This is a genomic window from Streptomyces sp. NPDC004610 (assembly GCF_040609715.1).
Taxonomy (GTDB): domain Bacteria; phylum Actinomycetota; class Actinomycetes; order Streptomycetales; family Streptomycetaceae; genus Streptomyces.
Map to the genome: position 1 here is coordinate 1 of NZ_JBEXLA010000048.1, position 23,401 is coordinate 23,401.

Annotated in this window: 16 protein-coding genes; 8 read left to right on the plus strand and 8 right to left on the minus strand. The window is 70.2% G+C overall.

Annotation, left to right across the window (positions count from 1 at the left end; genetic code table 11):
• Positions 1-96 precede the first annotated feature (96 nt).
• On the minus strand, positions 97-2,700 hold the full coding sequence (gene glgP, locus ABZX40_RS36770; protein WP_356009198.1) for an alpha-glucan family phosphorylase: 2,604 nt from the start codon (positions 2,698-2,700) through the stop codon (positions 97-99).
• Between the two features lie 875 nt (positions 2,701-3,575).
• Here glgP and ABZX40_RS36775 point away from each other — a divergent pair.
• From ABZX40_RS36775 to glgB, 4 genes are all read left to right on the plus strand, one after another.
• Positions 3,576-5,636, plus strand: coding sequence for an alpha-1,4-glucan--maltose-1-phosphate maltosyltransferase (locus ABZX40_RS36775; protein ID WP_355748875.1), 2,061 nt, complete (start codon positions 3,576-3,578; stop codon positions 5,634-5,636).
• Positions 5,633-7,333, plus strand: coding sequence for a maltose alpha-D-glucosyltransferase (treS, locus tag ABZX40_RS36780; RefSeq protein WP_355748878.1), 1,701 nt, complete (start codon positions 5,633-5,635; stop codon positions 7,331-7,333). Before ABZX40_RS36775 ends, treS begins: the two co-directional genes overlap by 4 nt.
• An 85-nt stretch (positions 7,334-7,418) precedes the next feature.
• The gene (locus tag ABZX40_RS36785) at positions 7,419-8,792 is read left to right on the plus strand and encodes a maltokinase (RefSeq protein ID WP_355748881.1); all 1,374 of its coding nucleotides are present in this window, start codon (positions 7,419-7,421) and stop codon (positions 8,790-8,792) included.
• A 34-nt stretch (positions 8,793-8,826) separates the two neighbouring features.
• Positions 8,827-11,529, plus strand: a complete 2,703-nt coding sequence (gene glgB / locus ABZX40_RS36790; protein WP_355748884.1) for a 1,4-alpha-glucan branching enzyme — start codon at positions 8,827-8,829, stop codon at positions 11,527-11,529.
• A gap of 110 nt (positions 11,530-11,639) precedes the next feature.
• Here the strand turns inward: glgB and ABZX40_RS36795 are convergent, their stop codons facing one another.
• Positions 11,640-12,347, minus strand: a complete 708-nt coding sequence (locus ABZX40_RS36795; protein ID WP_355748887.1) for a response regulator — start codon at positions 12,345-12,347, stop codon at positions 11,640-11,642.
• Entirely contained in the window at positions 12,344-14,167 is a 1,824-nt protein-coding gene (locus ABZX40_RS36800) for a sensor histidine kinase (RefSeq protein ID WP_355748889.1), read from the minus strand. The genes ABZX40_RS36795 and ABZX40_RS36800 overlap by 4 nt, the downstream gene beginning before the upstream one ends.
• 152 nt (positions 14,168-14,319) lie before the next feature.
• On the opposite strand from ABZX40_RS36800, the gene ABZX40_RS36805 reads away from it, so the two are divergent.
• The 4 genes from ABZX40_RS36805 (at position 14,320) to ABZX40_RS36820 (ending at position 19,340) form a co-directional block, all read left to right on the plus strand.
• Positions 14,320-15,750, plus strand: a complete 1,431-nt coding sequence (locus ABZX40_RS36805) for a cation:dicarboxylase symporter family transporter (protein ID WP_355748892.1) — start codon at positions 14,320-14,322, stop codon at positions 15,748-15,750.
• A gap of 285 nt (positions 15,751-16,035) precedes the next feature.
• Entirely contained in the window at positions 16,036-16,461 is a 426-nt protein-coding gene (locus ABZX40_RS36810; protein ID WP_355748895.1) for a MerR family transcriptional regulator, read from the plus strand.
• Entirely contained in the window at positions 16,458-16,805 is a 348-nt protein-coding gene (gene trxA / locus ABZX40_RS36815) for a thioredoxin (protein ID WP_355748898.1), read from the plus strand. The genes ABZX40_RS36810 and trxA overlap by 4 nt, the downstream gene beginning before the upstream one ends.
• A 309-nt stretch (positions 16,806-17,114) precedes the next feature.
• Positions 17,115-19,340 carry a UvrD-helicase domain-containing protein gene (locus ABZX40_RS36820; protein WP_355748900.1) on the plus strand — a complete coding sequence of 742 codons (2,226 nt, stop codon included), beginning with the start codon at positions 17,115-17,117 and terminating at the stop codon, positions 19,338-19,340.
• A 1,089-nt stretch (positions 19,341-20,429) separates the two neighbouring features.
• On the opposite strand, the gene ABZX40_RS36825 is transcribed toward ABZX40_RS36820, so the two are convergent.
• From ABZX40_RS36825 to ABZX40_RS36845, 5 genes are all read right to left on the minus strand, one after another.
• On the minus strand, positions 20,430-21,092 hold the full coding sequence (locus ABZX40_RS36825; RefSeq protein WP_355748903.1) for a class I SAM-dependent methyltransferase: 663 nt from the start codon (positions 21,090-21,092) through the stop codon (positions 20,430-20,432).
• A gap of 100 nt (positions 21,093-21,192) precedes the next feature.
• Positions 21,193-21,675 carry a hypothetical protein gene (locus ABZX40_RS36830; RefSeq protein WP_355748906.1) on the minus strand — a complete coding sequence of 161 codons (483 nt, stop codon included), beginning with the start codon at positions 21,673-21,675 and terminating at the stop codon, positions 21,193-21,195.
• Between the two features lie 86 nt (positions 21,676-21,761).
• The gene (locus ABZX40_RS36835; RefSeq protein WP_355748909.1) at positions 21,762-22,574 is read right to left on the minus strand and encodes a helix-turn-helix transcriptional regulator; all 813 of its coding nucleotides are present in this window, start codon (positions 22,572-22,574) and stop codon (positions 21,762-21,764) included.
• A gap of 14 nt (positions 22,575-22,588) precedes the next feature.
• Positions 22,589-23,098, minus strand: a complete 510-nt coding sequence (locus ABZX40_RS36840; RefSeq protein ID WP_355748912.1) for a DUF6879 family protein — start codon at positions 23,096-23,098, stop codon at positions 22,589-22,591.
• Complete coding sequence (locus ABZX40_RS36845; RefSeq protein ID WP_355748915.1) at positions 23,085-23,300, minus strand: hypothetical protein; 216 nt, start codon at positions 23,298-23,300, stop codon at positions 23,085-23,087. Before ABZX40_RS36845 ends, ABZX40_RS36840 begins: the two co-directional genes overlap by 14 nt.
• Positions 23,301-23,401: the final 101 nt, after the last annotated feature.

Sequence of the window (23,401 nt, forward strand, 5' to 3'; positions counted from 1 at the left end):
GCCCCCACCGGCCCGCACGGAACCACGCCCCCTCCAGAGGCGCGGGAACCGCGCGAACCAGCCCCCACCCACCCCCCTCAGCACCTCACCAGCACCTCACCGCAACAACACCCCCGCCCCCTCCCGCCCCACCGCGTCCGATGCCACCGCCACCAACCCCGGTTCCGCCGGTGATGCCAGGAGGCGGTGTGCCGGGAGGACCCGGACCGTGTAGCCGAAGGGTCCCGTCCGGTCCAGGGACAGCGGGCCCTCGTACAGCCACCGCCCATACGTGTCCGGCCCGGACACCGGCTTCAGCGGGACGCTCACCGCGTCGGTGATCCGGTCCTCCGAGTCCACCCGTCCGGAGACCGCCTGCACCTCCACGTCCTCGGCCCGCAGATCACCCAGCGCGACCCGCACGCGGAGCGAGACCGCCGTGCCGAGTTCGACCGTCGCCGTCGCCGCCGAGGTCTCCACATGGTCGACGCCGACCGACGGCCAGGCGGACCGGACCCGTGTCTTCCAGGCGGCGAGTTCCCCGGCCTGTTCCGCGCCCAGTGCCCGATGGGCGCGGGCCGCGGGCGCGTAGAGCCGCTCGACATACTCGCGGACCATCCGCCCCGCCAGCACCTTCGGCCCGAGCTGTGTCAGCGTACGGCGGACCATCTCGATCCAGCGGTCCGGCAGCCCGGCCCCGCCGCGCTCGTAGAAGCGGGGGGTGATCCGCTGCTCCAGGAGGTCGTAGAGGGCCGACGCCTCGATGTCGTCACGGCGGTCCGTGTCCATCGCGGCGCCGTCCGCCGTGGGGATCGCCCAGCCGAAGTCGGGCTCGAACCACTCGTCCCACCAGCCGTCCAGCACCGAGAGGTTGAGGCAGCCGTTGAGGGCCGCCTTCATTCCGGAGGTGCCGCACGCCTCCAGCGGGCGCAGCGGGTTGTTCAGCCAGATGTCGCAGCCCGGGTAGAGGTTCTGGGCCATGGCCATGCCGTAGTCGGGGAGGAACACGATCCGGTGGCGGACCTTCGCGTCGTCCGCGAACCGCACCAGCTCCTGGATCAGCCGCTTGCCGCCGTCGTCCGCCGGATGCGCCTTCCCGGCGACCACGATCTGCACCGGCCGCTCCGGGTGGAGGAGCAGTTCGGTGAGGCGGTCCTTGTCGCGCAGCATCAGGGTCAGGCGCTTGTACGAGGGGACGCGGCGGGCGAAACCGATGGTGAGGACGTCCGGGTCGAGGACGCCGTCGATCCAGCCCAGTTCCGCCGAGCCCGCGCCGCGCTGGCGCCAGGAGGCCCGCAGCCGGTCCCGTACCTCGTCCACGAGCCGCTCGCGCAGGGTGCGGCGCAGGGCCCAGAGGTCGGGGTCGGGCAGCGCGGCGGCGCCGTCCCAGCGCTCGTCGCCGTCCTCGGCGGACGTGCCGCCGAGCCGCAACACCTCCGGCGCCACCCAGGTCGGCGCGTGCACCCCGTTCGTCACGGACGTGATCGGCACCTCCTCGGCGTCGAATCCCGGCCACAGCCCGGCGAACATCTCCCGGCTCACCTGGCCGTGCAGCAGCGACACCCCGTTGGCGCGCTGGGCGAGGCGCAGGCCCATCGCCGCCATGTTGAAGAGATGGGCCTCGCCGCCCGGGTAGCTCTCCGCGCCGAGCCGGAGGATCCGGTCGACCTCGATCCGGGGCAGCTCGGCGGCCGGGCCGAAGTGGCGGGCCACCAGGTCGCGGTCGAAGCGGTCGATCCCGGCGGGGACGGGGGTGTGGGTGGTGAACACCGTCCCGCCGCGCACGGCCTCCAGCGCCGCGTCGAACCCGAGGCCGTCGTCGCCCTCGCACAGTTCGTTGATCCGCTCCAGGCCCAGGAACCCGGCGTGGCCCTCATTGGTGTGGAACACCTCGGGCTCCGGATGCCCCGTCAGCCGGCAGTACGTGCGGACCGCCCGGACACCTCCTATGCCGAGCAGCATCTCCTGGAGGAGCCGGTGCTCGCTGCCGCCGCCGTACAGCCGGTCGGTCACCCCGCGTTCGCCGAGGTCGTTCTCCTCGACGTCGGAGTCCAGGAGCAGCAGGGGGATCCGGCCCACCTGGGCGAGCCAGATGCGGGCCCGCAGGAACCGGCCGCCGGGCAGCGCCAGCATCACCTGCGCCGGGGTGTCGTCGGCCTCCCTGAGCTGGATCAGGGGCAGCTCGTGCGGGTCGAGCACCGGGTAGTGCTCCTGCTGCCAGCCGTCGCCGGAGAGCGACTGGCGGAAGTAGCCGTGCCGGTAGAGCAGCCCGACCCCGATCAGCGGGACGCCGAGATCGCTGGCCGCCTTGAGATGGTCCCCGGCGAGGATGCCGAGCCCGCCGGAGTACTGGGGCAGCGCGGCGGTGATGCCGAACTCGGGCGAGAAGTAGGCGACGGCGGCCGGCAGATCCGCCGACCGGGACTGCTGCTGGTACCAGCGGTCGCCGTCCACATAGGCGCGCAGTTCGTCGGAGACGGCGGTGAGACGGGCCAGGAAGTCCCCGTCCCCCGCCAGTTCCGCGAGCCGCGCGCGCGGCACACTGCCGAGCAGCCTTATCGGATCGCCGTCCGAGGCGGCCCAGCGCCCCGGATCGACGGACTGGAACAGTTCACGGGTCTCGGGGTGCCAGGACCAGCGCAGATTTCGCGCCAGGTCGCTCAGCGGCTGGAGGGGTTCGGGGAGAACGGGTCGGACGGTGAATCGACGGATCGCCTTCACATTCCACCTCGGCGCTTCGCTGGATGACCGGTCATTGACGTCGACGTCGGTTGAAAAGGTACTGGCGTGATCGTGCCGTTGCCGGGGGCTACGCCCCCAAACCCGCGTTTTCAGCCTGAACGGCCGTCCTTGATGCCCGGACGGACGGCCTTGCTGTCCGGAGGGACTGGCTTGCTGTCCGGACGGACGGCCACACTGCCGCTGCCCGGACGGACGGCCACGCTCTCGCTGCCGGGACGGACGCCCACGCTCTCGACGCCCGGACGGACGCCCGCACTGCCGATGCCCGGACGAACGGCCCGGCGACCGATGTCCGGACGGACGTCCACACTCTCGCTGCCTGGACGAACGGCCACACTGCCGCTCTCCGGACGGACGCCCTCACTGCCGATGCCCGGACGAACGGCCCGGCGACCGATGCCCGGACAGACGCCCACACTCTCACCACCCGCACGGACCTCCTCGGCACTGCCCGCACCAGCCGCGTCCCACACTGCCCGCACGGGCACACCCTCGCTGCCCCTCCGGGCCGTATCCGCGCTGCCCGCACGGGCACTTCCCCGGCGCCCCAACGGGCACCCATTCGATGATCGACCAGGCCAGGATGGGCCACCTGCCCCGCCCCTCTCCAGCCGGTATGGCCGATTCCGGGTCCCCGGGCCACCTTGTGGCCATTCGGCACGCACGAGAGGCTGCCCACGGAGCGGAGGGAGAGAACGTATGGATGGGCATACGCGTGAGTAGTTAACACGGGGCCGGATTGCCGCCCCGACCCGAGTGGGAAGGTTTCTGCGGTACGCCCCGCAGACACCTCCCGCCGAACCGTCCTCCCTACAGCCCTCGCCCCACCCTCGTTGACGCGGACAGGAGCGGTGATGCCCCGCACGCACGACTCGTCGGCACCCCCGACCACCACCGACACCCCTCCCTTCTCACCCCCTCCCCCGGCTCCCACCAGCGTCGGGCGCATTCCCGTGCTCGATGTCCGCCCCTGTGTCCGGCAGGGGCTGCGGCCCGCGAAGGCGGTGACCGGCGAGGCGTTCGAGGTCTCGGCGACCGTCTTCCGCGAGGGCCATGACGCGGTCGCCGCGAATGTCGTCCTGGTCGATCCCGAGGGCCGCCCCGGCCCCTGGACGCCGATGCGCGAACTCGCCCCCGGCACCGACCGCTGGGGCGCCCGGGTCACCCCGGACGCCGAGGGCCGCTGGACCTATGCCGTCGAGGCGTGGAGCGACCCCATCGCCACCTGGCGCCACCACGCCGGTATCAAGATCCCGGCGGGCATGGACACCGCGCTGGTGCTGGAGGAGGGCGCCCGGCTCCATGAGCGGGCCGCCGAGGGCGTACCGGAGGGCGCGGCGCGGACCGCCGTCCGGGAGGCGGTGGCGGCGCTGCGGGACGAGTCGCGGCCCGCGTCGGCCCGGCTGGCGGGGGCGCTGACCCCGGAGGCGGAGCGGGCGCTCGCCCGCCATCCGCTGCGGGAACTGGTCACCTCGTCCCCACCGCTGCCGCTGCTGGTGGAGCGCGAGCGGGCGCTGTTCGGGTCCTGGTACGAGTTCTTCCCCCGCTCGGAGGGGACGGCGGACGAGCCGCACGGGACCTTCGAGACCGCCGCCCGCAGGCTCCCCGCCATCGCCGCGATGGGCTTCGACGTCGTCTACCTCCCGCCGATCCACCCCATCGGCACCACCCACCGCAAAGGCCCCAACAACACCCTCTCCGCCGGACCCGAGGACGTCGGGGTGCCCTGGGCGATCGGCTCACCCGAGGGCGGCCACGACGCCGTCCACCCCAAGCTCGGCACCCTGGAGGACTTCACCCGGTTCGTGGACACCGCCCGCGAACTCGGCATGGAAGTGGCACTGGACTTCGCGCTCCAGTGCTCGCCCGACCATCCCTGGGTGGAGAAGCACCCCGAGTGGTTCCACCACCGGCCCGACGGCACCATCGCGTACGCCGAGAACCCGCCCAAGAAGTACCAGGACATCTACCCCGTCGCCTTCGACACCGACCTCGACGGACTCGTCACCGAGACCGTCCGCGTCCTGCGCCACTGGATGAACACCGGCGTACGGATCTTCCGCGTCGACAACCCCCACACCAAACCGGTGGTGTTCTGGGAACGGGTCATCGGGGAGATCAACGCCACCGACCCCGACGTCCTCTTCCTCGCCGAGGCGTTCACCCGCCCCGCGATGATGCACACCCTCGGCCAGATCGGCTTCCAGCAGTCCTACACCTACTTCACCTGGCGCACCGGCAAACAGGAACTCACCGAGTACCTGACCGAACTGTCCGGGGACGCCGCCGCCTATATGCGGCCCAACTTCTTCGCCAACACCCCCGACATCCTCCACGCCTACCTCCAGCACGGCCACCGCCCCGCCTTCGAGACCCGCGCCGTCCTCGCCGCCACCCTCTCCCCCACCTGGGGCATCTACTCCGGCTACGAACTCTGCGAGAACACCCCCGTACGCGACGGCAGCGAGGAATACCTCGACTCGGAGAAATACCAGCTCCGGCCCCGCGACTGGGCCGCCGCCGAACGCGAGGGCCGCACCATCGCCCCCCTCATCAGCCGGCTGAACACCGTCCGGCGCACCAACCCGGCGCTGCGCCAGCTACGGGATCTGCACTTCCACCACGCCGATCAGGAGGCGGTGATCGCGTACTCCAAGCGCTCCGGCGCCAACACGGTACTGGTGGTCGCCAACCTCGACCCCCACCACACCCAGGAAGCCACGGTCTCGTTGGACATGCCGCAACTCGGCCTGGACTGGCACGAGACCGTGCCGGTGCGCGATCTGCTCACCGGCGAGACCTATCACTGGGGCAGGGCCAACTATGTGCGGCTGGAGCCGGGCGTCCGGCCCGCGCACATCCTGACCGTCCTGCGACCGTCCACCCCGCAGATCGGAGGGTCTCCCACCATATGATCGTCAATGAGCCCGTCCCGGACACCTTCGAGGACACCCCCGCGCAGGACCGGGACCCGGAGTGGTTCAAACGCGCGGTCTTCTACGAGGTTCTCGTCCGTTCCTTCCAGGACAGCAACGGCGACGGCGTCGGCGACCTCAAGGGCCTCACCGCCAAACTCGACTATCTGCAATGGCTCGGCGTCGACTGCCTCTGGCTGCCCCCCTTCTTCAAATCCCCGCTCCGCGACGGCGGTTACGACGTCTCGGACTACACCGCCGTTCTCCCGGAATTCGGTGACCTCGCCGACTTCGTGGAATTCGTCGACGCCGCCCATCAGCGCGGGATGCGCGTCATCATCGACTTCGTCATGAACCACACCAGTGATCAGCACCCGTGGTTCCAGGAGTCCCGCAAGGACCCGGACGGTCCGTACGGCGACTATTACATGTGGGCCGACGACGACAAGCAGTACGCGGACGCCCGGATCATCTTCGTCGACACCGAGGTCTCCAACTGGACCTTCGATCCGGTCCGCAAGCAGTACTTCTTCCACCGTTTCTTCTCGCACCAGCCCGACCTGAACTACGAGAACCCGGCCGTGGTGGAGGAGATCCTCTCGGCGCTCAAGTTCTGGCTCGACCTGGGCATCGACGGCTTCCGGCTGGACGCGGTGCCGTATCTCTTCGCCCGGGAGGGCACCAACTGCGAGAACCTCCCCGCCACCCATGAGCTGCTGAAACGAGTCCGCAAGGAGATCGACGCGCACTATCCGGACACGGTGCTGCTGGCCGAGGCCAATCAGTGGCCGGAGGACGTGGTCGACTACTTCGGCGACTACAGCGCGGGCGGCGACGAATGCCATATGGCGTTCCACTTCCCCGTCATGCCCCGCATCTTCATGGCCGTCCGCCGTGAATCCCGCTACCCGGTGTCGGAAGTCCTCGCCAAGACCCCGGCGATCCCCTCGAACTGCCAGTGGGGCATCTTCCTGCGCAACCATGACGAGCTGACCCTCGAAATGGTCACCGACGAGGAACGCGACTACATGTACGCCGAATACGCGAAGGACCCGCGTATGCGCGCGAACATCGGCATCCGCCGCCGACTCGCCCCCCTCCTCGACAACGACCGCAATCAGATCGAACTCTTCACCGCCCTCCTCCTCTCCCTCCCCGGCTCCCCGATCCTCTACTACGGCGACGAGATCGGCATGGGCGACAACATCTGGCTCGGCGACCGCGACGCCGTCCGCACCCCCATGCAGTGGACCCCCGACCGCAACGCCGGATTCTCCTCCTCCGACCCGGGGCGGCTCTTCCTCCCCACGATCATGGACCCGGTCTACGGCTACCAGGTCACCAACGTCGAGGCGTCCATGTCGTCGCCCTCCTCGCTGCTGCACTGGACCCGCCGGATGATCGAGATCCGCAAACAGAACCCCGCCTTCGGCCTCGGCACCTACACCGAACTACCGTCCTCCAACCCCGCCGTGCTGGCCTTCGCCCGGCAGTACGAGGACGATCTCGTGGTCTGTGTGCACAACTTCTCCCGGTTCGCCCAGCCCACCGAGCTGGAGCTGCGGGAGTTCGAGGGATGTCACCCGGTCGAGCTGATCGGCGGGGTGCGTTTCCCGGCGATCGGCGAGCTGCCGTATCTGCTGACCCTCGGCGGGCACGGCTTCTACTGGTTCCGGCTCCGCAAGGACGCCGCCTAGGACCCCGGGTGGGGCGGTGGTTTTCCCCGCCCCACCCCGGGCACGCGCATACGCAGCACCCCTCCCCGGGGAAAGGACGCACGCCATGTCGGAAGCCGTCACCCGTGCCGCCACGATCAGCACCGGCCTTCTCGCGTCCCTGGACCCCCTGCTGCGACCATGGCTGCCACGGCAGCGCTGGTTCGCCGGGAAGGGGCGTCCCGTCAGCGGCTTCTCCCTGGTGGCGGCCACCGAACTGCTCCCCTCCGGCGGCCGGATCGGCCTCCACCACCTCCTCGTACGCGCCCACCAGCCCCCGCGCGGCGACTGCTACCAGCTCCTCATAGGCACGCGCGAGGCGCTGCCGCCCCGGCTGGCGCCCGCGCTGATCGGCCATGTCACCGAGGGCCCGCTCACCGGCCTCACGGTGTACGACGCCCTGCACGACCCCCGCGCCGCCGATGTGCTCCTGGAGGCCCTGCGCTCCCGGGCCCGCATCGGCGGGCTGCGGTTCGAACGCGACCCGGAGCAGGAGATCGGCCCCGGACTGGCCCCCCGGCTGAGCACCGCCGAGCAGTCCAACTCCTCGATCGTGTACGGGGACGCCTATGTCCTCAAGCTCTTCCGCCGCATCTCGCCCGGCGTCAACCCCGATCTGGAACTGCCGCTCGCCCTGGCCCGCGAGGGCTGTGCCCGGGTGCCCGCGCCCACCGCGTGGATCCGCGCCGAGGAGCTGGGCGGCGAACCGTTTTTCCTCGGTGTCCTCCAGCCGTTTCTACGAGGGGTGACCGACGGCTGGGAGCTGGCCCTGCGCGAGCAGGCCGGGCCCGGGGACTTCGCCGCCGAGGCCCGTGAACTGGGCCGGGCCACCGCCGATGTCCACACCGCCCTCGCCCGCGCCCTGCCGACCGTCACCCTGGGCCCGGCCCAGCTGGAGACCCTGGTCGCGGGGATGCGGGGCCGACTGGAGTCGGCGGTCCGGGCGGTACCGGCGCTGCGGCCCCACGAACCCGGGCTGCGGGCGGCGTTCGACGCGGTGACCGGGATCGCGCCGGGCACCCGGACGGCCCAGCGCATCCACGGCGACCTCCATCTCGGGCAGTGCCTGCGGGATCCGTCGGGCACCTGGTCCCTGATCGACTTCGAGGGCGAACCGGCCCGCCCGCTCGCCGAACGCCGGATGCCGCAGCCGGTGCTCCGGGACATCGCGGGCATGCTGCGGTCCTTCGACTACGCGGCCCACTCCGCCCGGCCGCCGCTACCGGAAGCGACGGCGGCGGCCTGGGCGGGCGCCTGCCGGGACGCCTACTGCGCGGGCTACGCCGAGGTCACGGGCACCGACCCACGCGCCGACGCCGTACTCCTGCGCGCCTTCGAGACGGACAAGGCGGTGTACGAGGTCGTCTACGAGGCACGGCACCGGCCGGAGTGGCTCGCGGTACCGCTGTCGGCGATCGACCGTCTGACCTCTCCGTCCTGAACCACCCCACCCGGCCGCCCAGGAGGCTCCGTCCGTGACCGCACGTCCCCCGTCCAACACCCCGAACCCGAACGACCCGGAGAAGCCCCCGGCCAACCCGGCCAAGAAGACTGCTGCCGCCGCCAAGAAGACCGCCACCGCAGCCAAGAAGCCCGCTGCCGCCGCCAAGAAACCCGCTGCCGCCAAGAAGGCCACCACCACGGCGAAGGCCCCCGCCAAGAAGGCTCCCGCCCAGAAAGCCACCACCAAGAAAGCCCCCGCCAAGAAGGCCACGGCCAAGACAGCCACACCCAGGAAGGCCACCGCCAAGGCCCCCGCCACCAAGACAGCCGTAGCTAAGACAGCCGCACCCAAGACAACCACGGCCAAGACAACCACCGCCAAGACAGCGACCCCCAAGAAGGCCACCGCCAAGAAGACCACCGCCAGGACAACCACCGCCACGAAGGCCCCCGCCAAAAAGGCCACTGCCAAAAAGGCCCCCGCCAAGAAAGCCACTGCCAAGAAAGCCACCGTCCCGAACCCTCCCCTCTCCCTCCCCCTCCCCCCCAGCGCCCCGCTCCCCGCACCCGACCGCGACCGGCTCCTCTCCGGTACCCATCACGCCCCGCACTCCGTCCTGGGCGCCCACCCCGCCCCCGGCGGAGTCGCCTTCCGTGCCCTGCGCCCCCACGCCCGTTCCGTCACCGTCCTCGCCGGTGATGACCTGCGCGCCGAACTGCACCCCGACGGCGACGGCCTCTTCTCGGCCCTGCTGCCCCTGCCGGACATCCCCGCGTACCGCCTCCAGGTGACCTACGAGGAAACCGAACTGGAGACCGAGGACCCCTACCGCTTCCTCCCCTCCCTCGGCGAGTTCGATCTGCATCTGATCGGCGAGGGCCGCCATGAGCAGCTGTGGAAGGCGCTCGGCGCCGAACCGATGACCCACCAGGGCGTCACCGGCACCCGCTTCACCGTCTGGGCGCCCAACGCGCGAGGCGTCCGCGTGGCCGGCACCTTCAACCACTGGGACGGCACCGGCCACCCCCTCCGCTCCCTCGGCGGCACCGGGGTCTGGGAGCTGTTCGTGCCGGGCGTCGGCGTGGACGAGCTGTACAAGTTCGAGCTGACCCGCCCGGACGGCTCGAAGACCCTGCGCGCCGACCCGATGGCCCGCCGCACCCAGACCCCGCCGGAGACGGCGTCGGTGGTGACGAGATCGTCGTACGAGTGGAGCGACGCGGAGTGGATGGCGCACCGGGGTGACACCCCCGTCCACGAGGCGCCCTTCTCGGTCTACGAACTGCATCTGGCGTCCTGGCGCCCGGGACTGACCTACCGCGACCTGGCCGAGCAACTCCCCGCCTATGTGAAGGACCTGGGCTTCACGCATGTCGAGCTGATGCCGGTCGCCGAGCATCCCTTCGGCGGCTCCTGGGGCTACCAGGTCACCGGCTTCTACGCCCCGACGGCCCGCCTCGGCACCCCGGACGACTTCCGGCACCTGGTGGACGCCCTGCACCGGGCGGGCATCGGCGTCATCATGGACTGGGTCCCGGCGCACTTCCCGCGCGACGAATGGGCGCTGGCGGAGTTCGACGGGCGCCCGCTGTACGAGCACGCGGACCCGCTGCGGGCGGCGCATCCGGACTGGGGGACGCTGGAGTTCGACTACGGCCGCCGCGAGGTGCGCAACTTCCTGGTGGCCAACGCCGTCTACTGGTGCGAGGAGTTCCATGTCGACGGGCTGCGGGTGGACGCCGTCGCCTCGATGCTCTACCTGGACTATTCGCGCGAGCCGGGGCAGTGGACGCCGAACGAGCGCGGCGGCCGGGAGAACCTGGACGCGGTGGCGTTCCTCCAGGAGATGAACGCGACGGTGTACCGGCGGGCGCCGGGCGCGGTGACCATCGCGGAGGAGTCGACGGCCTGGGACGGCGTCACCCGGGCCACCCATCACCAGGGCCCGAGCGGTTTCGGCGGCCTGGGCTTCGGCCTGAAGTGGAACATGGGCTGGATGCACGACTCGCTGGCGTACCTCGCCCACGACCCCGTCCACCGCAGGCACCACCACCAGGACATCACCTTCTCGATGGTGTACGCGTACAGCGAGAACTACGTCCTGCCGATCTCGCACGACGAGGTGGTGCACGGCAAGCGGTCTTTGGTGTCGAAGATGCCGGGCGACTGGTGGCAGCAGCGCGCCGACCTCCGGGCGTACCTGGCCTTCATGTGGGCCCACCCGGGCAAGCAACTCCTCTTCATGGGGCAGGAGTTCGCCCAGGGCGCCGAGTGGTCGGAGGCGCACGGCCCGGACTGGTGGCTCCTGGACCCGGCGTACGGCGCGGAGGCGGACCACCGGGGCGTACGGGACCTGGTCCGGGACCTCAACGGGGTCTATCTCCGCACTCCGGCACTGTGGCAGCGGGACACCGACCCGGCGGGCTTCGAGTGGATCGCCGGGGACGCGGCGGACGACAATGTCCTCGCCTTTCTGCGCCGGGCGGCCGACGGCACCCCGCTGCTCGCCGTCAGCAACTTCTCCCCGGTGGTCCGCCCGGACTACCGGCTCGGCGTCCCGGCCGACATCCCCGCCTGGCAGGAGTCCCTCAACACGGACGCGCTCCACTACGGCGGCGGCGGGGTCACCCGCCCGGACCCGGCGAAACCGGAACCGGTGGGCTGGCACGGCCGCCCGGCGAGCATCACGGTGACGCTGCCGCCCCTGTCGACGGTGTGGCTACGCCCGGCGTGAGCGGGCGGGGGGGGGAGGGGTCAGGGGTCGGGGGTCAGGGGTCGGGGGTCAGGGGTCGGGGGTCGGGGGTCGGGGGTCGGGGGTCGGGCAAACGGTCTGACAGGGGGGTCTCAGCCGGGGCGGCCCGGTACCCACCGGTACACCAGCTCCGGCCGCCCCACCTGCCCGTACTGCGGGCTGCGGCCCGCGCACCCCGCGTCGACCAGGTGCTCCAGATAGCGCCGGGCGGTGATACGGGAGATCCCGACCGCCTCGGCGACCCCGGCCGCGGTGAGGCCCTCCTCGCAGGTGCGCAGCGCGCCGGTGACGCGCTCCAGGGTCGGGCCGCTCAGGCCCTTCGGGAGCGCGGCCGGGCCGGGTGCCCGCAGGGTGGCGAGGGCGCGGTCCACCTCGTCCTGGCCGCTGGCCTCACCCGCCGAAGCGCGGAATTCCGCGTACCGGACGAGCCGGTCGCGCAGGGTGGCGAAGGTGAAGGGCTTGAGGACGTACTGCACGACCCCGAGCGAGACGCCTTCGCGGACGACGGTCAGATCCCGCGCGGACGTCACCGCTATCACATCGGCGTGATATCCGGCGGCGCGCAGGGAGCGGGCGAGCTGGAGGCCGTGCACATCGGGGAGGTGGAGGTCGAGGAGGAGCAGATCGACCGGCCCGCGTTCCAGCGCGCGCCGCGCCTCCGCGCCGGTGTGCGCCTTGCCGACGGCGATGAAGCCGGGCACCCGGCCGACGTACATGACATGGGCGTCGGCGGCGACCGGGTCGTCCTCCACCACCAGCACACGGATCGGCCGCTCCCCGCCTCTGTCCGCGCCGGTCATGCCCGTCCCTCCTGTCCCTGTGCTGCCGCTGCCACCGTGTCCCGTACCGCCGTCGGCCGCAGCGGCAGCCGTACCTCGAACAGCGCGCCGCCGTCCGGTGCCTGGGTCACGGTCAGCGTCCCCTCGTGCCGGTGCACCGCCTGGCGGACCAGGGCGAGACCCAGGCCCCGCCCACCGGGACCGGCGGGCTTGGTGGAGTAGCCGCGCTGGAACACCAGATCGGTGTGGGCGGGATCGACGCCCTCACCGGTGTCGGACACCTTGAGCACCAGCTCGGCCCCGTTCCCGGTCTCGCCCCTGGCCCCGGGACCGCTCCCGGCGCCGCCACCGGCGCCGCTGTCCGCACCCGCCCCCTCACACGCCCCGTTCCCGGCACCGCTGTCCGGGACGCCGCCCGCGCCCGCCCCGTCACCCGCCCCCTCACCGGCACCGCTGTCCACCCCGTCACCCGACTCGGCGTACACCGCCACCGTCACCCGGGCGCCGACGCTGCCCTGTGCCGCGTCCACCCCGTTGTCGATCAGATTGCCCAGGATGGTCACCAGATCGCGTGCGGGCAAGGCCCGCGGCAGGAGTCCGTCGTCCAGGCCGCCGCTCTCCCGGGACACCTCCAGCTCCACACCCCGCTCATTGGCCTGCGCGGTCTTGCCCAGCAGCAGGGCGGCGAGGACGGGTTCGCTGACGGCGGCGACCACCTGGTCGGTGAGGGCCTGGGCGAGTTCCAGTTCGGCGGTGGCGAAGGCGATGGCCTCGTCGGCGCGGCCCAGTTCGATCAGGGAGACGACGGTGTGCAGCCGGTTGGCGGCCTCGTGCGCCTGGGAGCGCAGGGCCTGGGTGAAGCCGCGCTCCGAGTCCAGCTCACCCATCAGGGACTGGAGCTCGGTGACGTCCCGCAGGGTGACCACCGAGCCCCGGCGCTCACCGCCGGAGACCGGGGAGGTGTTGATGACGAGGACCCGGTCGGCGGTGAGATGGACCTCGTCGACCCGGGGTTCGGAGGAGAGCAGTGCCCCGGTCAGCGGGGCGGGCAGCCCGAGATCGGCGACGGAGCGGCCGACGACCTCGCCGCTGACGCCGAGCAGCTCGCGCCCGCCGTCGTTGATCAGCGCCACCCGGTACTGCCCGTCCAGCATCAGCAGCCCTTCGCGCACCGCGTGCAGCGCGGCCTGGTGGTAGTCGTGCATATGGCTCAGCTCGGCCGCGTTCATCCCATGGGTGTGGCGGCGCAGCCGGGCGTTGACCACATAGGTGCCGATGGCGCCCAGTGTGAGCGCGCCCGAGGCGACGCCGATCAGCGCGGTGACCTGGTCCTGCACCCGCGCGCTGATGGCCTCGACCCGTATCCCGGCGCTGACCAGGCCGATCACCTCTCCACCGGGGGTGGTGATCGGGGTGACCGCGCGGACGGAGGGGCCGAGGGTGCCGGTGTAGGTCTCGGTGAAGGACTCGCCCTGGAGGGCGGCGTCGATATGGCCGAGGAACGGCTTGCCGATCTGGCTCTGGTCGGGGTGCGTCCAGCGGATGCCCTGCGGGTTCATGATCGTGATGAAGTCGATCCCGGCGTCCTTGGTGACCCGCAGGGCGTACGGCTGGAGCTCGGCGGTGGGGTCGGCGGTGTCGATGGCGGAGGCCACCGAGGGGGCGTCGGCGACGGCGCGGGCCACGGCCATCGCCTGGCGCCCGGCCGCGTCCTCGGCCTGGCTGCGGTCGCTGACGTAGGTGAACAGCGCATATCCGGCGACGAGCACGGCGATCAGCACCGCCTGCATGGCGAAGAGCTGACCGGCCAGACTCCGGGGCCGAGGGAAGCGAATGCGCATGACGACAGTGTGCCTCTGCGGTTAAGCGTGAACTAAATGAACGCAAGGGTGACCGGCCTCACACCCCAGGAGATAGTCACGTCAATCCTCAAAACGCCCGGTCGTGAGCCGCACGCGGGTGATGCCGACGACGACGTCAAGGAGGGGCAGCCGTGAGCAGCCGCACACCTGAAACGGCACCTGCCGCACCCCCCGCGCCCGCCGCCAAGCGGGACCGCACCCACTATCTCTACATCGCGGTGATCATCGCCGTCGCACTCGGCATCGCCGTGGGCCTGGCCGCACCCGACTTCGCCATCGGTCTGAAGCCGATCGGAACCGGCTTCGTCAACCTCATCAAGATGATGATCTCGCCGATCATCTTCTGCACGATCGTGCTGGGCATCGGTTCGGTCCGCAAGGCCGCCAAGGTCGGCGCGGTCGGCGGAATCGCCCTGGTCTACTTCGTGATCATGTCGCTGGTGGCGCTGGCCATCGGCCTGGTCGTCGGCAACATCCTGGAGCCGGGCACCGGCCTCGCGGTCACCGACGCGATCCGGGAGACCGGTCAGGCGCAGGTCGACTCGGAGGCGAAGGACACCACCGAGTTCCTGCTCGGGATCATCCCGACCACCATCGTGTCGGCGTTCACCTCGGGCGAGGTCCTCCAGACGCTGCTGATCGCGCTGCTCGCCGGGTTCGCGCTCCAGGCGATGGGCGACGCCGGACAGCCGATCCTGCGGGGCATCGAGCACATCCAGCGCCTGGTCTTCCGGGTCCTGGCCATGATCATGTGGGCCGCCCCGATCGGCGCGTTCGGCGCGATCGCCGCGGTCACCGGCTCGGCGGGCGTGGACGCGCTGAAGAGCCTGGCCGTCCTGATGCTCGGCTTCTACGTGACCTGCTTCCTCTTCGTCTTCCTGGTGCTGGGCGCGCTGCTGAAGTTCATCTCCGGCCTGAACATCTTCTCCCTCTTCAAGTACCTGGGCCGGGAGTTCCTCCTCATCCTGTCCACCTCGTCCTCCGAGTCGGCGCTGCCGCGCCTCATCGCGAAGATGGAGCACCTGGGTGTCAGCAAGCCGGTGGTCGGCATCACGGTCCCGACCGGCTACTCCTTCAACCTCGACGGCACCATGATCTACATGACCATGGCGTCCCTGTTCATCGCGGACGCCCTGGGTACGCCGATGGGGATGGGCGAGCAGATCTCGCTGCTGCTGTTCCTGCTGGTCGCCTCGAAGGGCGCGGCCGGTGTCACGGGCGCCGGTCTGGCGACGCTGGCCGGTGGCCTCCAGTCGCACAAGCCGGCCCTGGTGGACGGCGTCGGTCTGATCGTCGGTATCGACCGCTTCATGAGCGAGGCCCGCGCCCTGACCAACTTCGCGGGCAACGCGGTCGCCACGGTGCTGATCGGCACCTGGACCAAGGAGATCGACCGCGAGCGGGTGGACCAGGTGCTCGCCGGTCAGTTCCCCTTCGACGAGAAGACCCTGCTGGACGACGGCCACGGCGGCTCCGCCGCGGCGGCGGACGACACGGCGGCGGTGCCGGAGCAGCCGCAGCCGGAGCCGCAGAGCGACACCAAGCACCTGACCAAGGCATGATCACGCTGATGCCGATGTTGGTGCCGATGTTGGTGCCGATGTTGGTGCCGATGTTGATGACGATCCCTCCGAGGATCTGACCCACAGGACAGGGAAGCGGGCTCGTGGCCCGACCCGCTTCCCCCAGGGTGTCCGTCCCCGCCTGAACCGGGACCGGACACCCACCGCAAGGACCCCGGCCGGCTGAGCTCTCCCCCCGTCACTCAGCCGGCCCGGGGTCCTTTCGCATGCCCGGCGCCCCCGCCGCTTCCCTTGACCCCGACGTCAACCCGTACGTTCGTAGGCATGCGCATCGGCGAGCTGGCGGAGCGGGCCGGGACCACCACCCGGACGCTCCGGTACTACGAGTCCCGGGGGCTGCTGCCCGCCCGGCGGAACGCCCACGGGCACCGCACCTACGACGAGGGCGATCTGCGGCTGCTGCGGCAGATCCGCACCCTCCAGGACTTCGGCTTCGGCCTGGAGGAGACCCGCCCGTTCGTGGAGTGCCTGCGCGCCGGGCACCCCGAGGGCGACCTGTGCCCGGCGTCCCTCCTGGTCTACCGCCGCAAACTGGCGGAACTCGACACCCTGATCGGCGAGCTGACCACCGTACGGAAGCAGGTCGGGGCGCAGCTCGCGCGGGCGGAGCGGGAGCGGGCGGCGCTGGCGGCCGAGGCGGCGGTTCCGGGAGGTCCGGAACCGGGATGCGAACTGGGAGGACGGCCATGAGCAGAGCGGCGGGGGTACCCGAGGTGACGGACGCGGACTTCGCGGACGAGGTGATCGGGGCGGAATTGCCGGTGCTGGTGGAATTCACCGCGGACTGGTGCCCGCCGTGCAAGCAGATGGCACCGGTGCTGAGCGCGCTGGCGGCGGAGGAGGGTGAGCGGCTGAAGGTCGTCCAGCTGGATGTGGACCACAACCCGGCCACCACGAACCGGTACGGGGTGCTGTCGATGCCGACGTTCATCGTGTTCCGCGACGGGGAGCCGGTGAAGGCGATGGTGGGCGCGCGACCGAAGCGGCGGTTGCGGGAGGAGGTGGCGGATGCGCTGGTGACTCCGTCGGTGTGACCGACCGCGTCAGCCTCTCCCTGCGTCATCCTCGGCCGTCCGCCGCAGGCCATCCGCCGACCATTCGCCAGCCATCCGCAGGCCGTCCGTCGGCCAGCCGCCGGAACGACCGGCGGAACGACCGAAAAAATCCCCCGAGCAATTGCGCTCGGGGGATTTCTTTGCATATATTCAAGAGTTCGCGACTTCACATCTGAACATGAAGTCGCGAGGATAGAAACAAGAAAGCAAGAAAGTCAATAGCCGAAGTATATCCGGGCGGGAGCTGAATTGTCAAACATCGCATCTCCAGACGAGCCGGACGTCGAAATGCGCCGCGAGCAGGAATTCATCGACGGGCTGTACGCCCGGGTGGATGTCCTGCGCGGCGACACCGAGGCGTCGGTCGACGAGGCACTCGCCCAGGGCGACAAACCGATGCAGGCCCGGCTGGAGCGGGACATCGCGGTCGCCGAGCGCTCGGGCCTGCTCGCCGCGCTCAACGCGGTGGACGGCTCCCTGTGCTTCGGCCGGATCGACCTCACCGGCGGCGCCACCCACCACATCGGCAGGATCGGCCTGCGCGCCGACGACCCCGATCACACGCCGATCCTGATCGACTGGCGGGCCGACGTGGCCCGCCCCTTCTACCTGGCCACCGGCCACACCCCGATGGGCCTGCGCCGCCGACGCCACCTCTCCACCGACGGCCGCCGGGTCACGGCGCTGCACGACGAGATCCTCGACCTGGCCGACCACGAGCGCACCGGCCACGAGAACCCGACCGGCGACGCGGTCCTGCTGGCCGCCCTGAACTCGGCGCGCACGGGCCGGATGGCGGACATCGTCCAGACCATCCAGGCGGAGCAGGACGAGATCATCCGCGCCCCGCACCGCGGGGTCCTGGTGGTGGAGGGAGGACCCGGCACCGGAAAGACAGCGGTGGCCCTGCACCGAGCCGCCTACCTCCTCTACGAACACCGGGACCTCCTCGCCAAACGGGCGGTCCTGATCGTCGGCCCGAACCCGGCGTTCCTCGGCTACATCGGCGAGGTCCTGCCGTCGCTGGGCGAGACGGGCGTACTGCTGGCGACGATCGGCGAACTCTTCCCCGGTGTGAAAGCGACGGCGACCGACTCCCCCGAGGCCGCGGCGGTCAAGGGCAGGGAATCGATGGCGGAGATCCTGGCCACGTTCGTGAACGACCAGCAGACACTCCCCGATCCGGTGATCACGATCGAGCACGACCGGGAGATCCTGATGCTGGACGACGGCCTGGTGAAGGTGGCCCGCGAGCGCACGCGCTCCGCCCGGCTCCCCCACAACGCGGCCCGCGAACACTTCGAGGGCCACATCCTCAACACCCTGACCGAGCTGTACGCCGAGCGCATCGGCACCGACCCGTACGACGGCTCCAGCATGCTGGACGCGGCCGATCTGACCCAGATCCGGGACGACCTCGCCGAGAACGAGGAGGTCTGGTCGGCCATGGACACTCTCTGGCCCCGCCTGACCGCCCGCCGCGTGGTAGCCGACTTCCTGGCGGCGCCGGAGGGGCACGTCTCCGACTCCGACGCCGTGGCGATCCGCCGCCCGGTGACCCGCGCGTGGACGACGGCGGACGTCCCGCTGCTGGACGAGGCGGCGGAACTCCTCGGCGAGGACGACCGCGTCGTCCGGGAACGGGCCGAACGCGAACGCGAAACCCAGATCGCGTACGCGCAGGGCGTCCTGGATGTCTCCTTCGCCTCCCGCACATACGAGTTCGAGGACAAGGAGGACGACGACCCGGAGTCCTCCGAGGTCCTCTCCGCCCACGACATCATCGACGCGGAACGCTTCGCGGAACGCCATGAGGAGGCGGACCACCGCAGCGCCGCGGAGCGCGCGGCGGCGGACCGGACCTGGGCGTTCGGCCACATCATCGTGGACGAGGCGCAGGAGTTGTCCCCGATGGCATGGCGCCTGCTGATGCGGCGCAGCCCGACGCGCTCGATGACGCTGGTAGGGGACCCGGCCCAGACCTCCTCCCCCGGCGGCGTCGGCTCCTGGTCGGACATCCTCTCCCCCTACGTCGAGGACCGCTGGACCCACACCCGCCTGGGCGTCAACTACCGCACCCCCGCGGAGATCATGGACATGGCGGCAGCGGTCGTCCGCGCGGACCGCCCGGACTTCGAACCACCGAGCTCCGTACGGTCGACGGGGGTACGGCCGTGGGTACGTACGGTGGACGACATCCCGTCCGCGATCGGCGACGCGGTGAAGGAACTGACCCCGGAGGAGGGCCGCTTGGCGATCATCGCCCCCCGCGGCCTGCATCGGCGCCTGGCGGCGCGGCTCCCGGGAGTAACGGCGGGCACAGAGCCCGACCTGACCCGCCGGGTGGTCCTCCTGGACCCACGCGAGGCGAAGGGCTTGGAGTTCGACTCGGTGCTGGTGGTGGAGCCGGGGGTGTATGGGGTGAGCGACTTGTATGTAGCGCTGACGCGGGCTACGCAGCGGGTTGGGGTGCTTTGTTCGGGGGTGGTGGGGGTGCCGGTGGGGGTGGGGTGAGGGGGGAGAGGGGGAAGGGGGAGGGGGGCTGAGGTGGGGTGAGGTGAGGGGGTGAGGAGGAGGAGGAGGGGGGTGAGGTGGGGTGAGGGGGAGGTGGGGGTGGGGGGAGTGGGGTGGGACGAGGGTGAGTGGGGTGAGGGTGAGGGTGAGTGGGTGTGGACAGGGCGGGGTGGGGTTGAACATGCCTCCGCGTGGCACGGGTGGGGGTGGGTCTGTGGGGAGTTACAGGAGTCCGGGGACTCCGGGCCTCTTCGGGGGGGCGGCTGCGCGGTTGGGTTTCGGCTTGCCGCAGGGGGGCGTGGCGCGAGGAGGATACGCCGTTTGGCTGGAGGGTTGGCGGCTCGATGGGCGCTTGCTTGGTGGGGTGGGTGGGTGGGGGTAGGGCGGCGTTTGTGGTGCGGTGAGGCGTTACGTTGCCGGGTCCGGGAGATGCGGTGGCGGATTCCGGATACGGGGGGCTGCGGTTCGGGGGGCGCGTGGGCAGCGCCGGGAAGATCGCCGCGGTTGCCTCCGGCTCAGGGGCCTTCTCCGACCACGCGAGCGGTTCCGTGCGGCTCGGTAGGGTGCTTGGGGTATCGGAGATGACGGCGGCGAACGGGGGCCTCGGGTGCTTGTGGTTTCGTGGCATTCGCTGAGGGGTGTTGATCAGGGGTGGGGCCGATCCGACTGAATGAAAACGGGGAAGTTTGCGGATAGAGGGCCAGGTCAGGAAGGGTCGGCCCCGCGCGTGCGGGGGTGTTCCTCCGTCGGCTCAGGGTCGTGGTACGGGAGGTCAGTCGGCCCCGCGCGTGCGGGGGTGTTCCGCGCCTGGATATCGGTCTGGGTGGGGGTGGCCTGGTCGGCCCCGCGCGTGCGGGGGTGTTCCCCACGACCTCGACGTCCGCGGCCGACTGCTGTAGTCGGCCCCGCGCATGCGGGGGTATTCCGGATCGACGACGCCAAGTTGTCGGCCCTGCGCATGCAGGGGTCTTCCCAAGCTGCGCCCCGGAGACCTGATCCTCTTCGAGTCGCCCCCGCCCATGCGGGGATGTTCCCAAGCCCGCAACAACGCAAGGATCCAGCAGGGACCCCACCCCACCCCCAGACCACCTACCCCCTCACCCCACGGACGATCAGTGTGCCGATGTGTCCCTGGATCGGGGCCTCCCACACCCGCGCCTCGGTCTCACTGAAACCGGCCTTGGTCAGGAGGCTCACCCATCTGCGGGGTGTGTAGCTGTACCGGTACGCATACATGGCCTTGGCCGCGAAACCGCCCTTGTACATTCCCTGCGGCCCATACGCCCCGGGGATGGCCGGCGGGTGGGAGAAGGCCAGTACTCCGCCCGGGTTCAAGCGGGACGCGATCAACGGCAGCAGCTTTGCCGGGTCGGTGAACCATACCGCCCCGAAGATCGAGTAGATCGCGTCGTAGGAATCCTCACTGGCCTTCAGATGATCCAGCACTTCGGCGCAGATGAACTGCGCTCCAAGCGGACCCCAGCGCTGCGTGGTGTTTTCAGTCATGACCGGGGATAGGTCCAATCCCCGCGTTGCTACGCCCAGTTGTGCGAGATAGGCCAGTGCCCGCCCCGTACCGCACCCGATTTCCAGTACGGTTTTCGGCTCGCCCAGTAGTTCCGGGCCGGGACCGTGTCCGGCGTACTGCGTCCAGCAGAACAAGGGGTCGGATTCGAAAACCTTGTGCTTCGTGCTCTCCGCGAAGGTGTCCCAGAGTTCGCGTTCACTGTCGATGTCGTGTCGTGCGGGCAATGGAGCGTCCTTCTGGTGGGTGAGGGTGAGGTGCGGCAGCGCTGCGCCCCCGTCCCCGAATACACCGGGAGAGGACGAGGGCTGGGAATGCGGGGCCGCTTCAGTGGCTGTCGGGGACCTTGTCGTTGCACGGTGAGCAGTCGGAGGCGTCCGTCATCCATAGTTCGTCGTCCACGGCGAAACCGTTCGCGCGCATCAGCTGGGCCGTACGCGTCACGACCCCGTCTCGACGCCGCTCGATCAACGGCGCGTGGTGCTTGTACCGGCCGTTGTTGTGGGCGTCGCACAGGGCGAAGTAGAGGGGGGTGTCGAGGATGAGCTGGTGGACGCCGATGTCCACGGTGTACCCGACACCCATGTCCGTGCCGGGGTTCTCCATGGCCGTGACAACGTAGGCGATGCCCTGCCCCAGGATGCGTTCCGCCAGGCTGCGAACGGCCACGCTGTCCCGGAGGAGCAGACGCACCTCCCGTTCCCACAGGTCGGCCACGCCGACGTCGGTCACGAGGTGCGGAACGCGCTCTTCCAGCGCGTTCAGAATCGTACGCGGGTCACGGGTCCGCGTCTGGACTGCTGTGTTCATCCTGCGCATCCTCCTGCTGGTGGTGGAGTGGTGCATTGTGGCTCGTCGTGCACCAGCACCATCCTCCATTCAGGGTGGAACTCCTTCTAGTTTCTTTCCTGTTGCCGAAAGAATCCGTCCCGGATGTGCTCCACCAGGGTTCTCATCTCGTCCCCGTAAACGGCGACCGCGGCGAATCTGTCGAAGGTGTCGGCGTACAGTTGCACATCTCTCGGATCACGAGTGGTGACCTCCGAGTGGAATGTCTCCACGATCACGAGGCGATCGTCATGGAGACTGAAGCACGTCATCGGGAAATCCGGCTTCCTGCCTGTCTGCGGCACGATGCCGAGATGGATTCCGGTCAGCCAGGACAGCGACAAGAGGCGATCGAGTTGCAGTGCCATGACCACCGGCTCGCCGATCTGCCAGCGCAGTACGTGTTCACAGATCAGGAAGTGAAAGGTCCGCCCAGGGGTGTGCAGTACGGCTTGGCGCTCCAACCGGGCGGCGACTGTCTTCGTGTGCGTCTCCTCCGGCAGCGCTGGAGGCAGGTTGAAGACCGCCGAGGCGTACTCCGGGGTCTGGAGCAGCCCAGGAATGAGCTGTCCCTGAAACAGCCTGAGTTTCTGTGTGCCGGCCTCAATGGCTCGGATGGTCCTCTGATGCTTCCACGGGCCCATCCGTCGCAGGACACGCCATGCGGTCTCTTCCGTGGCCGCCGCCCGAGCAGCGGTGAGGAGTTGTTCCTTCGCCTCATCGGAGACGCCCAGGGCCGTCAGGATCAGGTCGACATCCTGGACCGTCGGCCGGACCTTGCCGTTCTCGATCTTCGAGAGCTTGCCCGCCGACATGGAAGCCCTACGGGCCACCACGTCCCCCGTCCGTCCGGACGCGTTACGCAGTGCCCGCAAGGCCATGCCGATTGAGTCCGTCAGCGGTGACGCTCCCAGTACGCAGCGAAGGGCTCGGCGGTGGACAGGGCCCGGTCTCGGTACCCGCGGTACTCCGTGAGCCTGTCCGGCGACAGCAGCTCACCGCCCACGAACGCGCCGACGTCCGTGTAGTGCATCCGGTACACGTCCCGGTCGTCGAAGAGCCAGAAGTCGTGGTCGGCGAGGTCGGTGACCGCCTGCTCGGTCAGGTCGATGATGCCGATGTCCTCCCCGGCCCTGATGTTGCCGGGGTACGCGGACAGTTCGTACCGGAGGTAGTCCGTGAGCGGCGATCTGAGGACATGGACTCGCGAGACCTGCTTGCCCTTGTCCGTCATCGACCGCACCCAAGGATTGTCCGCCCACTCCGGGCCCATGTCCTCACCGGCCAGGAAGCGCGCGATCTCCTCGCGCTCCTCCTCGACGTCGTACACGTCGAGCGTCTCCAGCCGGAACGCGGTCCGTTCGAAGGTCTCGAAAAGACGGCCGAACTCCTCACCCACGAGCACGGAAGTACTCCTCCAGCACTGCGGCGGGGACGATCACCGCGGCTTCGCCGTCGGGCAGATCCAACTGCGCCAGCCGTCCGGGATCCGTCTCGATGTACCCCTGGACCACATAGTTCTCCCGATCCTCAGTGCCCCATAGGGTCGGGCACGTGCCGTTCTTGCAGTCCGGGTCACCGGAGAGCTTCCGTAACGCTCCGTCCATGGCATCCCCTCGGTCGTCGGTCACTCCTTGTGCCGATGCTGGCGGCCTCTCAGGATCACGGTCAAGATCCTGCGCTTTCCAGAACGGGAAAGCGGCCCAGA